Below are 13,587 nucleotides of genomic sequence, written 5' to 3' on the forward strand. Positions count from 1 at the left end.
ATTAAATTCATAGAACATTCATGTTTGATATTTCGGCATTAAAGGAAATGAAGCTTTCTGAGCTTCAACAAATAGCTAAAGCTGCTAAAACGATAAAATACAACGGTGTAAAAAAGGATGCCTTAATCACAAGTATTTTGGATTTTCAAAACTCTTTAGCAACAACTGCAGTGGAAGAAAATCCCGCTATAGCTGATACTGATGATAAACCTAAAAGGCAACGTATTGCTCCTGCAAAAAAGCCGGCAATTGTAAAAAATAAAGCCAATGCAGCTGCCAGAAATGAAGATGAAAATAAGGAAAGCCAGTCTGCTCAACCTGATTTGCCTGTTGCAACTGACGAAAAAGAAGTTGTAAAAGAACAAAAAGAAGGTACAAAACAAGAGACTGTTGCTGAAAAAGCGAAAACTGTAAAGTTTAATAAAGCAACTTACGAAAAGAAAATAGCTTTAAAAAAGGATAAAGAAAATCAGGAACCGGTAAAAGAAGCTGAAACTGAAACAAAGTCAGAGGAAGTTTCGAATGATACTGTAACTCCGGCTCCTCAAAAGAAAATAAATCCCAATCAAAACAAACAGAATCCGAATCAGAATTCGAACCAAAACCAGAATCAAAATCCTAATTTTAAAAACAAAAAAAATAATTTTAGAGACTCTGATTTTGAATTTGACGGTATTATAGAAAGCGAAGGCGTTCTGGAAATGATGCCTGATGGTTATGGTTTTTTACGTTCTTCCGATTATAATTACCTGGCTTCTCCGGATGATATTTATTTATCAACTTCACAAATCAGACTTTTTGGTTTAAAAACCGGAGATACTGTAAAAGGGGTGGTAAGACCTCCTAAAGAAGGAGAGAAATTCTTTCCTTTAGTTCGTGTGCTAAAAATTAACGGACATGATCCACAAGTGGTGAGAGACCGAATTTCATTTGAACATTTAACGCCTGTTTTTCCATCAGAAAAATTCAAATTAGCCGAAAGAGACAGTTCGATTTCTACTCGTATTATTGATTTGTTTTCACCAATAGGTAAAGGACAGCGTGGTATGATTGTAGCGCAGCCAAAAACAGGTAAAACCATGTTGTTGAAAGAAATAGCCAATGCTATTGCTGCTAATCATCCGGAAGTTTATCTTATTGTTTTATTGATTGACGAACGTCCGGAAGAGGTAACTGATATGCAACGTTCTGTAAGGGGAGAAGTAATTGCTTCTACTTTTGACAGAGAACCACAGGAGCATGTTAAAATCGCGAATATTGTTTTGGAAAAATCAAAACGTTTAGTAGAATGCGGTCATGATGTAGTGATTCTTTTAGACTCTATAACACGTTTAGCCCGAGCTTACAATACCGTACAGCCTGCATCAGGAAAGGTATTGAGTGGAGGTGTTGATGCGAATGCATTACAAAAACCAAAACGTTTCTTTGGAGCTGCCCGAAATGTTGAAAAAGGAGGTTCTTTAAGTATTATTGCAACAGCTTTAACTGAAACAGGTTCTAAAATGGATGAGGTAATCTTCGAAGAATTCAAAGGAACCGGTAATATGGAATTGCAATTAGACAGAAAAATTGCCAATAAACGTATCTTCCCTGCAATCGATTTGACTTCATCAAGTACACGTCGTGATGATTTATTATTAGATAAAGATACCTTACAAAGAATGTGGATCATGAGAAAATACCTTTCTGACATGAATCCTGTGGAAGCAATGGAATTTATCAATGACCGTTTTAGAAAAACCAGAAATAACGAAGAGTTTTTGATTTCTATGAATGACTAACTTAGAGAAAAGAATATAGAATAAAGAAGCTAGAAAACAGATAAAAAAAATCCTCGTGTATGCGAGGATTTTTTTTGAATTATGAATAATCTAAGATCTATATTCTTTATTCTGTTTTCTTTTCTCTGACTTCTTTTTTCTCTTTTACTGGATTTTCTTTACGTTCTAACAAAGCCATATAAAATCCGTCAAAACCGGATTCTGAAGCCAGGATTTTATGGTCTTTTATAAAAGTAAATTGTTTTCCAATATCAGTAGTTAAAAAGCGTTGTACTTGCTCCTGATTTTCCGAAGGAAGAATCGAACAGGTGGCATACACTAATTTTCCGCCTGGTTTTACTATTTTAGAATAACTTTCTAATACTTCCGATTGTACTTTTCGAATATTATCAATAAACTCAGGTTTTAATTTCCACTTAGCATCCGGATTTCTTTTTAAAACACCTAAACCGCTACAAGGAGCATCAATCAATACGCGATCTGCTTTTTCATGCAGTTTTTTGATCACTTTTGTAGTGTCTATAATTCGGTATTCTATGTTGAATGCACCGTCACGTTTAGCTCTTAATTTTAATTGCTTTAATTTACTTTCGTATAAATCCATTGCAATTAATTGGCCTTTATTTTCCATTAAGGCTGCCATGTGTAATGTTTTTCCACCGGCACCGGCACAAGTATCTACCACGCGCATTCCCGGTTTTACATCCAGAAAAGCGGCAACTAATTGTGAATTAGCGTCCTGAACTTCAAAAAAACCTTGTTTGAAAGCATCTGTCATAAAAACATTAGCACGTTCTTTTAGTACTAAAGCATCTGGTTGGTCTTTTAGATATTCGGTTTCGATATCTAAATCCATCAAAATAGCTCTTAGAGCTTCTTTAGTCGTTTTTAGGGTATTGGTTCTCAGGATAACTTTGGCAGGTTGGTTTTGAGCTGCAATTTCTTTAGCCCATACTTTTTCGCCTAATTCCTTAGCACCCAGTTCGTCCATCCAGTCCGGAATAGATTCTTTGATGGCTCTGGTTTTAGACAATTCATCAAAACGACCTTTTATTTTTCTCTCCGGAGTTCCTTCAAGCTGACGCCAATCAGGAATTGGGTAGCCTCTTAATACTGCCCAGACAGCAAACATCCTCCAGAGATTATCTCTGTCATAAGGTTCTTTTACTTCGGCAATTTCAGAATATAATCTTTTCCAACGAACAATTTCGTAAATAGTTTCAGCGACAAATTTCCTGTCAGAACTTCCCCAACGCTTGTCTTTTTTTAATGCTCTTGCTACTACTTTATCGGCATATTCTCCTTCATTAAAGATAGCATTTAGAGAATCGATAGTAGTGTATACTAAGTTTCTGTGTAATCTCATTTTAATTATTTGAGCTGCAAAGGTACTATTAAATGATTTGAAATTAAATTAATACCGTTTATTATTTCAAATTAGCAGATTAATCCCGATAGATTGGGAAAATTAAAAAAATACCGCAAATTCGCAAATTGTACAGAACCCTTATTCTTAAATAATTTGCGAATTTGCGGTAAAAAGTAAGCGTATTTTATTTTAAATTTTCTTTGAAAAAATCAATGGTTCTTGTCCATGCTAATTAGATTATTACCGTTTATTATTTCAAATTAACAGATTAATCCCGATAGATTGAGAAAATTAAAAAATTACCACAAATTCGCAAATTGTACAGAACCCTTATTCTTAAATAATTTGCGAATTTGCGGTAAAAAGTAAGCGTATTTTATTTTAAATTTTCTTTGAAAAAATCAATGGTTCTTGTCCATGCTAATTAAATTAATACCGTTTATTATTTCAAATTAGCAGATTAATCCCGATAGATTGGGAGAATTAAAAAAATACCGCAAATTTGCAAATTGTACAGAACCCTTATTCTTAAATAATTTGCGAATTTGCGGTAAAAAGTAAGCGTATTTTATTTTAAATTTTCTTTGAAAAAATCAATGGTTCTTGTCCATGCTAATTAAATTAATACCGTTTATTATTTCAAATTAGCAGATTAATCCCGGTAGATTGGGAGAATTAAAAAATTACCTCAAATGCGCAAATTGTACAGAACCCTTATTCTTAAATAATTTGCGAATTTGCGGTAAAAAGTAAGCGTATTTTATTTTAAATTTTCTTTGAAAAAATCAATGGTTCTTGCCCATGCTAATGTTGCTGCTTTTTCATCATAACGTGGAGTGGTATTATTATGAAATCCGTGATTGACATTAGGATAAATGTAAGCAGTATTAGGAACTTTGTTTTGATTTAAAATAGCTTCAAATGCCGGCCATCCTTCGTTTACTCTGGTATCTAAGCCGGCATATTGTAAAAGCAAAGGAGTTTTAATTTGTGCTGCTTCAGCGGCAGTAGGTTGTCCTCCATAAAATGGAACTGCAGCTTTTAATGTGGGAACTTTAACAGCCATTAAATTAGCAATCCATCCGCCAAAACAAAATCCCACCACTCCGATGTTTCCATCACAGTCCGGATGACTTTTGAGATAATAATAAGCGGCTATAAAATCTTCAAGCATTTCATATCGGTCTCTTTTTTTCTGCATTTCTCTACCTTCATCATCATTACCGGGATAACCGCCTAACGGAGTTAAGGCATCAGGTGCTAAACTTATAAAACTATCAACAGCAGTATGGCGTCCCACATCTTCGATATAGGGATTTAAACCACGGTTCTCATGAACCACGATTACTCCGGGTAATTTTTTGTTTGTTTTAGCCGGTTTAGAAAGTAAACCTTTGATTTTTCCTCCGCCTTTTGGCGAATCATAAAAAATGTAATCCGAATCAATTCTGGGATCATCAGCCTTAATCGTTATTGAATTTACATAGTCCGGAGTTATAAAACTCAATAAAGAGGGAAGTGTAAGTGCGCCAACAGCAAAAACAGAGAGTTTTTCGATAAACTGTCTTCTTTCAATTTTGTTGTGAGCATAATCATCGTATAAGTCAAAAATTTCCTGACTGATGTCTTCTTTGGTTATTTTTTTCATTTCAGATAGGGTTGATTTAGAATAGCTTAAATATAATTTATTTTGATTGATTTAAAACAAAAAAAAGCTCCATTAAGGAGCTTTTAGAAAAATAACCGACAAGGTTTTATAATTTGTATTTTAAACTAGCCATTATTTGACGAGGAGCGATTGGATTTACACTATAATTTTCGTGTACAGTGTAGTTCAACTCGTTAGTAATATTTGATAATTTGCATAAAAGGGAGATTTTTTTCCATTCATAACCTACAGAAGCATCGACTGTGGCGTAACCTTTTAATGGAATGTCTCTGTCTTCGATTGTAACATCATATCCGGTAGGTGAGGAGCTATTTGCTTTCCATACATAGCGGTCATTCCAACCTCCGGTTCTGTCTCCAATATAATTTGCGATAGCTCCAAAACTTAATCCTTTTAACACACCGCTAGGTAGTTTGTAGAAAAAGCTTAAATTGGCAGTGTGTTTTGGTGTTCTGGCTAAAATATCTCCTACTACAAGACTTCCGTTGGTACCTGAAGATTTAGAAATTTTGGTTTCGTTAAAACTATAACCGGCCAGGATGTTTAATCCTTCAACAGGTTTAGCAGTGATGTCAATTTCGATACCTTTTCCTTTTGTAGCTCCTACTAATTCTTTTAAATTATTGTTTACGTTCAGTGTTACTCCGTCAGCTTGAAATTGAGCTGTTTGAGCTAAGTTATTGTTGGTTATTTGGTACAAAGTAACATTTGTACTTAAAATTCCTCTCCAGAAATCTTTTTTGATACCTACTTCATATTGGTCAATAATGGAAGGATCCAGTGTTTTTAGGTCAACTGTTGTTCCTGTATTTGGGGTAAATGAGTTCGAATAACTCGCAAATATTGATGTTTCCTTGTTGGGTTGAATAACCAATCCTCCTTTTGGAGAGTAAGCTCTGTTTAATGTTTTAGCACTTGTTGTTGTAACCCCGGTAGCATAAACTTCGGTATCTACTTCAGCTTCTTGCCAAGACCAACGAATACCTCCCAAAACTTTAATATAATCAGTAATTGAAATTAAATCCTGTGCATAAGCTCCAAAACGCTGTGTATTAGTAGTTGCTAGTTGTGTAGACTGAGAGAAAGGAATTTCTGTACTTTGAGTGCTGTAATCATAATCAAAAAGATTAATTGTACCATAATCTGCTAAAGCGAAAGCAAAAGTATAGCTTGGTGCAATCGAATTTTCATAATCAACACCGGTAAATATTTGGTGTTTGATGTTTCCTGTATTAAAAGTTCCTTGTAAGCTTAATTGGTCTCCAAAAATTCTTTCGGCTGCATCCGCTTGAGTTAATCCACGTTTCCAATCGCCACTAGAAGTGACACCATTCATCTGAGCTGTAGATTTTTGTGTTCTTCTGTATGATTGAAAAGAACTGTTGAAACTTAATTTCCAGTTTTTATTGAAATCATGGTTGAATAAGATCGAGGCACTGGCTGATTTAGTATTTCCGGTTGACCATAATGCTCCAAAGTAAATATTACGCGGAAGATCTAAAACGGTTTCTCCAATAATTCCGGTACCAAAATCAGGAGTCCAATCGGCACTTAAGTAATCTCCCTGCACGGTAAGATGTGTTTTTTCAGAGATATTAAATAAAAAGGAAGGGTTAAAATAGATACGGTCGTTTTTTACATAATCTCTAAAACTTTTTGAGTTTTCATAAGATCCGTTAAAGCGATAAGCAATATACTTATTTATTGGACCATAAAAATCAATTGAAGGCTTGTAGAAATCATAGCTTCCCGCTTGCATAGCGATTTCTCCGCCTCTGGTAAATTGAGGGGTTTTAGTCACTAAATTTAAAATTCCTCCAGGAGCAACATTACCATATAATAAGGCAGAACCTCCTTTTAAGAATTCGACTTTTTCTAACGAAGAAACCTCCGGAATAGAACCGGCATTATAACGAAAACCATTTTTAAACATATTATTGGCTCCCATATCATAACCTCTTGACCAAAAAGATTCCTGAGCTCCACCACGTGCCGAACCTACATAGACACCATTAGCATTTTTAATTACATCACTTAAACGAATAGCCTGTTGTTGTGTGATGATTTCATTGCCTATAACCTGAACACTTTGTGGTAAGTCCATTGGTTTAATTCCTGATCTTGCTGCCGAAACCGGTTTTTGCGGTTTGTTTCCGGTTACTATAATCTCATTTAATATTTCTCCTTTTTTGTTTTTGATAGTGTCAAATGGAGAGGAAGAAATTGATGTTAAACTTTTATGTTCCTGTGCTGAAGCCATTTCCTGAGCTTGAGCTGATAGGGAAAATAATAGTGCTATTGCAGGCAATAATATACTTTTCATTATTATTTGGATTTATTTAAAATAACGGTGCAAATGTATAAGCTAAAATTGGTTTTACAATGGGTTATTTGGAATAAATTAAAATAATAATTAACAAAATAGTCAGAAGTTGTTTGGTTTTTTTTAACAGTAGGTTTGCAGCTGAAAAAAAAGTCTCATAAAAACATTTTTCAGGGTTTTTATGAGTCTGTAAAACAGGTGTTTGTGTTTATGTGTGTTTTGGTTTTTAGGAGGTTTTTCAGTTTTACTTTTTAAAGTCTTTTTCTAATTTTATAAGGCATAATCTCTCCATCAGTCTATTTTGGGTGAATTGAGGTGTTTTTTAAAGAAACTGTAAAGTGTATTTAACGAAGCTGCTGTTTCCGGAATGGCATGTCCTTTTCCGTAATTGACTAAGGTAGCCGTTGGAACATTTAAATTATCCAGTTTGTTTTTAAGATGCCCAATTTGATCCTGATAATAAAGATCATCATCAGTATTGTAAAAAAACAGCGTAGGAGCAGTGGCAGCTGTTTCAACCAAAGAATAAGATCCCATAGATTCCCATAATTCTCGGTTTTGGTCTAAAGCTCCCCAAACCCAGGGACATCTGAGTTCCATATTTTTATCTCCGTCATTAGATTTATCATAGATGAGCGTGTAATCAAAAACGCCGGGTCCCAGAGCTGCGGCTTGTACAGCATCGGAAATACCAATATTAAATCCGGCATTTTCTAAATCCGTTACTTTTTTGTCGCCAATGGCCATAGAACCTGCTGTAGAACCTCTTGAAAAACCGAAAACGCCTATTTTATCCGAAAGTCCCATCATAGTATTAAAAGCCCGTAAAGTTCTAATAGCCGATTTTACTTTTTGAGCCGCATCAGGATTAGTTTGATATGATTTATAAGCGTCATTAGGACCGTTAGCAGGCTTTCCTTTTCCCCAAGGACAATATTTAGGATGATCTGCAATGGCCCATGCCATTCCATGAGCAGGTGCTCCTTCAAGAAAAGAATCATTGAATCCGGCAAAGGTGTAGGCCAGATTTATTCGTTGATCTTTGTAAGCATCGGTTAATTTTCCTTTCTCCTGATCGTAATTTGCATAGCTGTTACTGTAAGAAAATGATAAAACAGCAGGCACTTTTACTTTTGCATTAGCGGGATAAATAATATCCATATGCAATGAATCCCCCACAATGTATTGTTCGGGTGTGTTGTAAACAGATGGATCGTCGATAAAATAGCTGACATCTCTGGCTATACGATAACCTTCAAATAATACATAAGATTTATATTGTGAGCAGTTGTTGAGATTACAAAAACTTCCTGCCGAAATAGAGTCATTTATAGCAATAATGTCTTCGTTTATTTTTAAAGCTTTTGCATTTTTATTTTTTTTATAATCAAGTTCTATTACACGATATCCCTGTGAAAGTAACCACTTCACATCTTTTTTAATACTGTTTTGTCCAATTTTTTTAAAAGCAAGATTTTTTAAATAAACCACTGTTACATAATTACCGGCATAATCTTTTATCGGGTTTTGGGATTCGGTTGCTTTATATTCAATAGTAGTAGCTGTAGTCTTGCTTTTCCATTTACCGGTTGCGGCACAGGAACTAAAGTTTATAAGGATGCTAAATAGAATTATAAAAAATAGTGACGGATGGTATTTCATTATATGCGTGTTTCGAAAGATTTCAATCTTAGAGAGATTGTTATTTTATAAACACAAAAATAACTTTTTAAAATTTGATTTACATAAGAGAGATTATATTTGAACTGATATTGAAGCGTATTTTTTGTGTTCTTTTTTCTTCTGTTAGTGATTTCCGTAACCATTTGATAATATTAGCTCGTGTTTTAATTTGTATTTTTGTTTTTTATCTAATTTTTATCATGAAAAAAATATTTTTACTTTTTGCCTCAATGGCAATGTTTAATGGCCATGCACAGCAAAGACCCAAACTGGTAGTAGGTATTGTTGTTGACCAGATGAAGATGGAATACCTCTATCGCTTCTCTGATGATTTTTCGACTAATGGTTTTAAGAGATTAATGAATGAAGGTTATGTTTTTCATAATACGCATTATAATTACATGCCTACTTATACCGGACCCGGTCATGCGTCGATTTATACCGGAACAACTCCGGCAATACATGGGATTGTTGGGAATACCTGGTTTGATAAATCCATCGGGAAATCAAGATATTGTACAGATGATGCTTCGGTTACAATTTTAGGAACCGGAGATTCAGATGAAGGTAAAATGTCTCCACTTAATTTAGAAAGCACAACCGTAACGGATGAATTAAGAATGGCGACTAATTTTAAAGGAAAAGTTATTGGTATCAGTGTTAAAGATCGTGGAGCAATACTTCCTGCGGGACATTTTGCTAACTGGGCTTTTTGGCTGAGTGATTCCGGGAATTTTATTTCCAGTACTTTTTATGGAAAACAATTGCCAAATTGGGTTTCTGAATTCAATGCAAAGAAAAAGTATGAAAGTTATTTAAATAAAGATTGGACTTTACTGAAACAGGAATCCGTTTACAGCAAAAGTTTAGCAGATGATAATCCGTATGAAGGACTTTTATATGGAAGCAAAAAACCGGTTTTTCCTTATGATCTAAAGAAAATGTATGCTGAAAAAGGAGCAAAGGTGATTAAAACTACTCCTTTTGGAAACGATATAGTCGCTGATTTTGCTAAAGAATCAATTGTTAGTGAAAATTTAGGGATGGATAATGAAACTGATTTTTTAGCCGTTAGTTTTTCATCAACCGATTATATTGGGCATTTAACAGGACCTCGCTCCAGAGAAGTTCAGGATACTTATTTACGATTAGACGAAACTATTGCTGATTTCCTGTCTTATTTAGATAAAAAAGTGGGTAAGGATAATTATTTGTTGTTTTTGACTTCCGACCATGCAGCAGCCGAAAACGTGAATTTCTTAAAAGATAATAAGTATGCTGTAAATGCGGTAGATTATAAAAAGTTGTCTACTCAATTGCGGGAATTCTCTAAAGCTACATTTGGAACTGATTTGGTTTTGAATTACTCTAATTTTAATCTGTTTTTCGATCAGAAACAAATTCAGGAAAAAGGGCTTTCATTAGATAAAGTGAAAGCAGCTTTTAAAGATTTTTTAATGAAAATGCCACAGGTAAAACGTGTATATACTGAAGAAGAAATTCTGGCAGGAACAACTGCGGATCATTTTTTAACTTATATTACTAAAGGTTATGACCCAAAACAGAATGGGGATTTGGTTATTTTAGATAAACCGGGTTACATTGAACATGAAGGAACAGGTACTTCTCATGGAACTCCTTATAGCTATGATACACATGTACCTTTGCTGTTTTATGGTTGGAATATCAAGAAAGGAGAGTCTTTTGATAAAAAAGTAATTACTCAGATAGCGCCAACAATTGCTCAGAAGATTAAAATTGATTTTCCTAATGGTACTGAAGCGCATGTGCTGACAGAGGTTTTAGGAAACTAAGAGATATAAAAAAAGGGGATTTTTGAAGTCCCCTTTTTTTATGCTTTTTAATTTTTGTATTTATTGGTTTACAACCGATTCCGGCAATGGAATTTGATTTTTTAATAAATCTTCGAAAGTTTCATGAGCTCTGATCAAATGTCCTTCTCCGTTAATCCATAATACTTCAGCTGGTTTGTATCTTGAATTGTAGTTAGAAGACATAGAGTAGCAATAAGCTCCTGCGTTTCTGAAACAAAGAATATCACCTTCGGCGATTTCCTGAATTCTGCGGTTGCTTGCAAAAGTATCTGTTTCACAAATGTATCCTACCACAGAGTAAAAACGCTCTTTACCTTTTGGGTTCGAAATGTTTTCGATATGGTGTTGTGAACCGTAAAACATAGGACGAATCAAATGGTTGAAACCGGAATCGATTCCTGCAAAAACAGTAGAAGTAGTTTGTTTTACTACGTTTACTTTCGCTAAGAAATAACCTGCCTCACTCACTAAAAATTTCCCTGGTTCAAAAATCAACGTTAATTCTTTACCGTATTCATCACAAAAAGCATTGAATCTTTTCGATAATTTTTTACCTAATTCTTCAATATCAGTTTCGATATCGTCTTTTTTGTAAGGTACTTTAAATCCACTACCAAAATCTAAGAACTCAAGGTTTTTGAAATTTCTGGCAGCATCAAATAAAATTTCAGCAGCATACAAGAATACTTCGATATCTAAAATATCAGAACCCGTATGCATGTGAATACCCACGATGTTCATATTTGTATTTTCTACAATACGTACTAAGTGTGGCAATTGATGTACTGAAATACCAAATTTACTATCAATATGTCCTACTGAAATGTTTTCGTTTCCACCCGCCATAACGTGAGGATTGATTCGGATACATACAGGAACTGTTGGATGTTTTGTACCAAATTGCTCCAGGATAGATAAATTATCAATATTGATTTGAACTCCTAAAGCGTGTACCTCTTCAATTTCTTCAAGAGAAACACCGTTTGGAGTAAAGAATATCTGATCAGGAGAATAACCTGCGTGAAGTCCTAATTGTACTTCCTGAATGGAAACAGCATCTAAGCAAGATCCCAATTCTCTTAATAATTGAAGAATAGAAACGTTAGACAATGCCTTCATAGCATAGTTGATACGTAGTTTTTCTACTTTAGAAAAAGCTTTCGTTAATCTATTGTACTGTGATTTTATTTTTTCGGCATCATATACATATAATGGGCTGCCAAATTGTTCTGCTAATTGAAGTAAGTCTTTTGATTGCATTGCTATTATTTTTACACAAATTTATTATTCTTTATTGATACCACAATAGATAAAAATATTTCTAACAAATTGTAACAAATTGTTTTAAAATAAACATACAACGTTGTAATTATTATTTTTTGAACAAAAGGAGAGTGTGAATTATCCCAAAACAAAAAAGGCTACCTGAAATTACTTTCGGATAGCCTTCTTTTTAAGTTATTAAGTACTACAATGGAGGTAAGTCTCCGCCTTCTTTAGTAGGAAGGTTAGTAGTTCCCATTAAATACAAATCAACTTCTCTGGCAGCTTCACGACCTTCAGAGATTGCCCATACAATTAATGATTGTCCTCTTCTCATATCTCCCGCAGTAAATATGTTAGGAACATTTGTTTGGTAGTTGTTTGCTTTGTAATTGCTTCTAAAATCAGTTTCAAGACCTAATTGTTCTGCTAAGTTTTTCTCTGGACCTGTAAATCCAAGTGCTAATAAAGCTAAATCACAAGGCCATGTTTTTTCAGAACCTTCAATCTCGATTAATTCAGGACGTTGTCCCGGAACCATTTTCCATTCTACATTAACCGTTTTTAAAGCGATTAATTTACCATTAGCATCTTTAATGAATTCTTTAGTATTGATTAACCAGTTTCTTTCAACACCTTCTTTGTGAGAAGAAGAAGTTTTTAACTGTAAAGGCCAGAAAGGCCATGGAGTAGATTCGCTTCTTCCCACTGGTGGTTTAGGCATAATCTCAAAGTTAGTTACTGATTTTGCTCCGTGACGGTTTGATGTACCTACACAGTCAGAACCTGTATCTCCACCACCAATAACGATTACATCTTTACCGGTAGCCATAATTTGGTTTTCAATTTTCTCTCCAAAAACAACCTTAGTTTGTTGTGTTAAGAAATCCATTGCCTGAACAACACCGTCTGCATCAGCACCCGGAGTAGGTAAGCTTCTTCTTTCAGTAGCACCACCACAAAGAACGATAGAATCAAATGCTTTTAAATCTTCTATGGAGTAGTTAACCCCAACATTAGTATTTACTTTAAAAGTGATTCCTTCTGCTTCCAAAATAGCAACTCTACGGTCGATAATTTCCTTTTCCATTTTGAAATTAGGAATTCCGTAACGTAATAATCCACCAATAGCGTTGTCTCTTTCAAAAACAGTAACAGTGTGACCTGCTCTGTTTAATTGTTGTGCAGCTGCTAAACCTGCAGGACCTGAACCAACAACAGCAACTGTTTTTCCAGTTCTTGTTTTTGGCGGCTGAGGTTTAATCCATCCTTCAGCAAAGGCACGCTCCACAATATTTTTTTCTATATTTTCAATAGAAATCGGATCAGCAATAATTCCTAATACACATGCTTTTTCACATGGTGCCGGACATAAACGTCCTGTAAATTCAGGGAAGTTATTTGTTGAATGTAGTATCCAGGAAGCTTTTTGCCATTCACCCTGGTGTACCATGTGGTTGAAATCAGGGATTAAATTCCCTAATGGACATCCACTGTGGCAAAAAGGAATACCACAATCCATACAACGTGATCCTTGTTTCGTAATTTCAGCTTCACTCAAAGGAACTGTAAATTCTTTATAATGTCCTACACGCTCTTGAACTGCTGTGTATGATTCATCTTTTCTTTCGAATTCTTTAAAACCTGTTACTTTTCCCATTGTA

8 protein-coding genes are annotated in these 13,587 nt (G+C 34.6%); 2 read left to right on the plus strand and 6 right to left on the minus strand.

Going from position 1 to position 13,587, the window contains the following annotated elements:
* Positions 1-20: 20 nt before the first annotated feature.
* Positions 21-1,781, plus strand: a complete 1,761-nt coding sequence (rho, locus tag BUB89_RS14420; protein ID WP_073246222.1) for a transcription termination factor Rho — start codon at positions 21-23, stop codon at positions 1,779-1,781.
* 106 nt (positions 1,782-1,887) lie between these two features.
* Here rho and BUB89_RS14425 read toward each other — a convergent pair whose 3' ends face one another.
* From BUB89_RS14425 to BUB89_RS14440, 4 genes are all read right to left on the minus strand, one after another.
* Positions 1,888-3,147: an RsmB/NOP family class I SAM-dependent RNA methyltransferase gene (locus BUB89_RS14425; protein WP_073246224.1), complete on the minus strand. Its 1,260-nt coding sequence runs from the start codon at positions 3,145-3,147 to the stop codon at positions 1,888-1,890.
* Positions 3,148-3,910: 763 nt separating this feature from the next.
* A complete protein-coding gene (locus BUB89_RS14430) occupies positions 3,911-4,798 on the minus strand; it encodes a dienelactone hydrolase family protein (RefSeq protein WP_073246226.1) in 888 nt (295 codons plus the stop codon).
* A gap of 106 nt (positions 4,799-4,904) precedes the next feature.
* A complete protein-coding gene (locus tag BUB89_RS14435; RefSeq protein WP_073246228.1) occupies positions 4,905-7,142 on the minus strand; it encodes a TonB-dependent siderophore receptor in 2,238 nt (745 codons plus the stop codon).
* 291 nt (positions 7,143-7,433) lie between these two features.
* A complete protein-coding gene (locus BUB89_RS14440) occupies positions 7,434-8,804 on the minus strand; it encodes an alpha/beta hydrolase family protein (protein WP_073246230.1) in 1,371 nt (456 codons plus the stop codon).
* 221 nt (positions 8,805-9,025) lie between these two features.
* Here BUB89_RS14440 and pafA point away from each other — a divergent pair, with 221 nt between their 5' ends.
* A complete protein-coding gene (gene pafA, locus BUB89_RS14445; RefSeq protein ID WP_073246232.1) occupies positions 9,026-10,639 on the plus strand; it encodes an alkaline phosphatase PafA in 1,614 nt (537 codons plus the stop codon).
* Positions 10,640-10,699: 60 nt separating this feature from the next.
* Here pafA and lysA read toward each other — a convergent pair whose 3' ends face one another.
* The gene (gene lysA, locus BUB89_RS14450) at positions 10,700-11,920 is read right to left on the minus strand and encodes a diaminopimelate decarboxylase (RefSeq protein ID WP_073246235.1); all 1,221 of its coding nucleotides are present in this window, start codon (positions 11,918-11,920) and stop codon (positions 10,700-10,702) included.
* Positions 11,921-12,128: 208 nt separating this feature from the next.
* Entirely contained in the window at positions 12,129-13,583 is a 1,455-nt protein-coding gene (locus tag BUB89_RS14455; protein ID WP_073246237.1) for a glutamate synthase subunit beta, read from the minus strand.
* Between the last annotated feature and the right edge of the window lie 4 nt (positions 13,584-13,587).

It is taken from the genome of Flavobacterium flevense, from assembly GCF_900142775.1.
GTDB classification, from domain to species: Bacteria; Bacteroidota; Bacteroidia; order Flavobacteriales; family Flavobacteriaceae; genus Flavobacterium; species Flavobacterium flevense.

Coding starts and splice junctions, on each gene's coding strand:
- BUB89_RS14455 (WP_073246237.1), bottom strand. CDS start 13,583: ATGGGAAAAGTAACAGGTTTTAAAGAATTCGAAAGAAAAGATGAATCA.
- BUB89_RS14430 (WP_073246226.1), bottom strand. CDS start 4,798: ATGAAAAAAATAACCAAAGAAGACATCAGTCAGGAAATTTTTGACTTA.
- BUB89_RS14425 (WP_073246224.1), bottom strand. CDS start 3,147: ATGAGATTACACAGAAACTTAGTATACACTACTATCGATTCTCTAAAT.
- BUB89_RS14440 (WP_073246230.1), bottom strand. CDS start 8,804: ATGAAATACCATCCGTCACTATTTTTTATAATTCTATTTAGCATCCTT.
- lysA (WP_073246235.1), bottom strand. CDS start 11,920: ATGCAATCAAAAGACTTACTTCAATTAGCAGAACAATTTGGCAGCCCA.
- rho (WP_073246222.1), top strand. CDS start 21: ATGTTTGATATTTCGGCATTAAAGGAAATGAAGCTTTCTGAGCTTCAA.
- BUB89_RS14435 (WP_073246228.1), bottom strand. CDS start 7,142: ATGAAAAGTATATTATTGCCTGCAATAGCACTATTATTTTCCCTATCA.
- pafA (WP_073246232.1), top strand. CDS start 9,026: ATGAAAAAAATATTTTTACTTTTTGCCTCAATGGCAATGTTTAATGGC.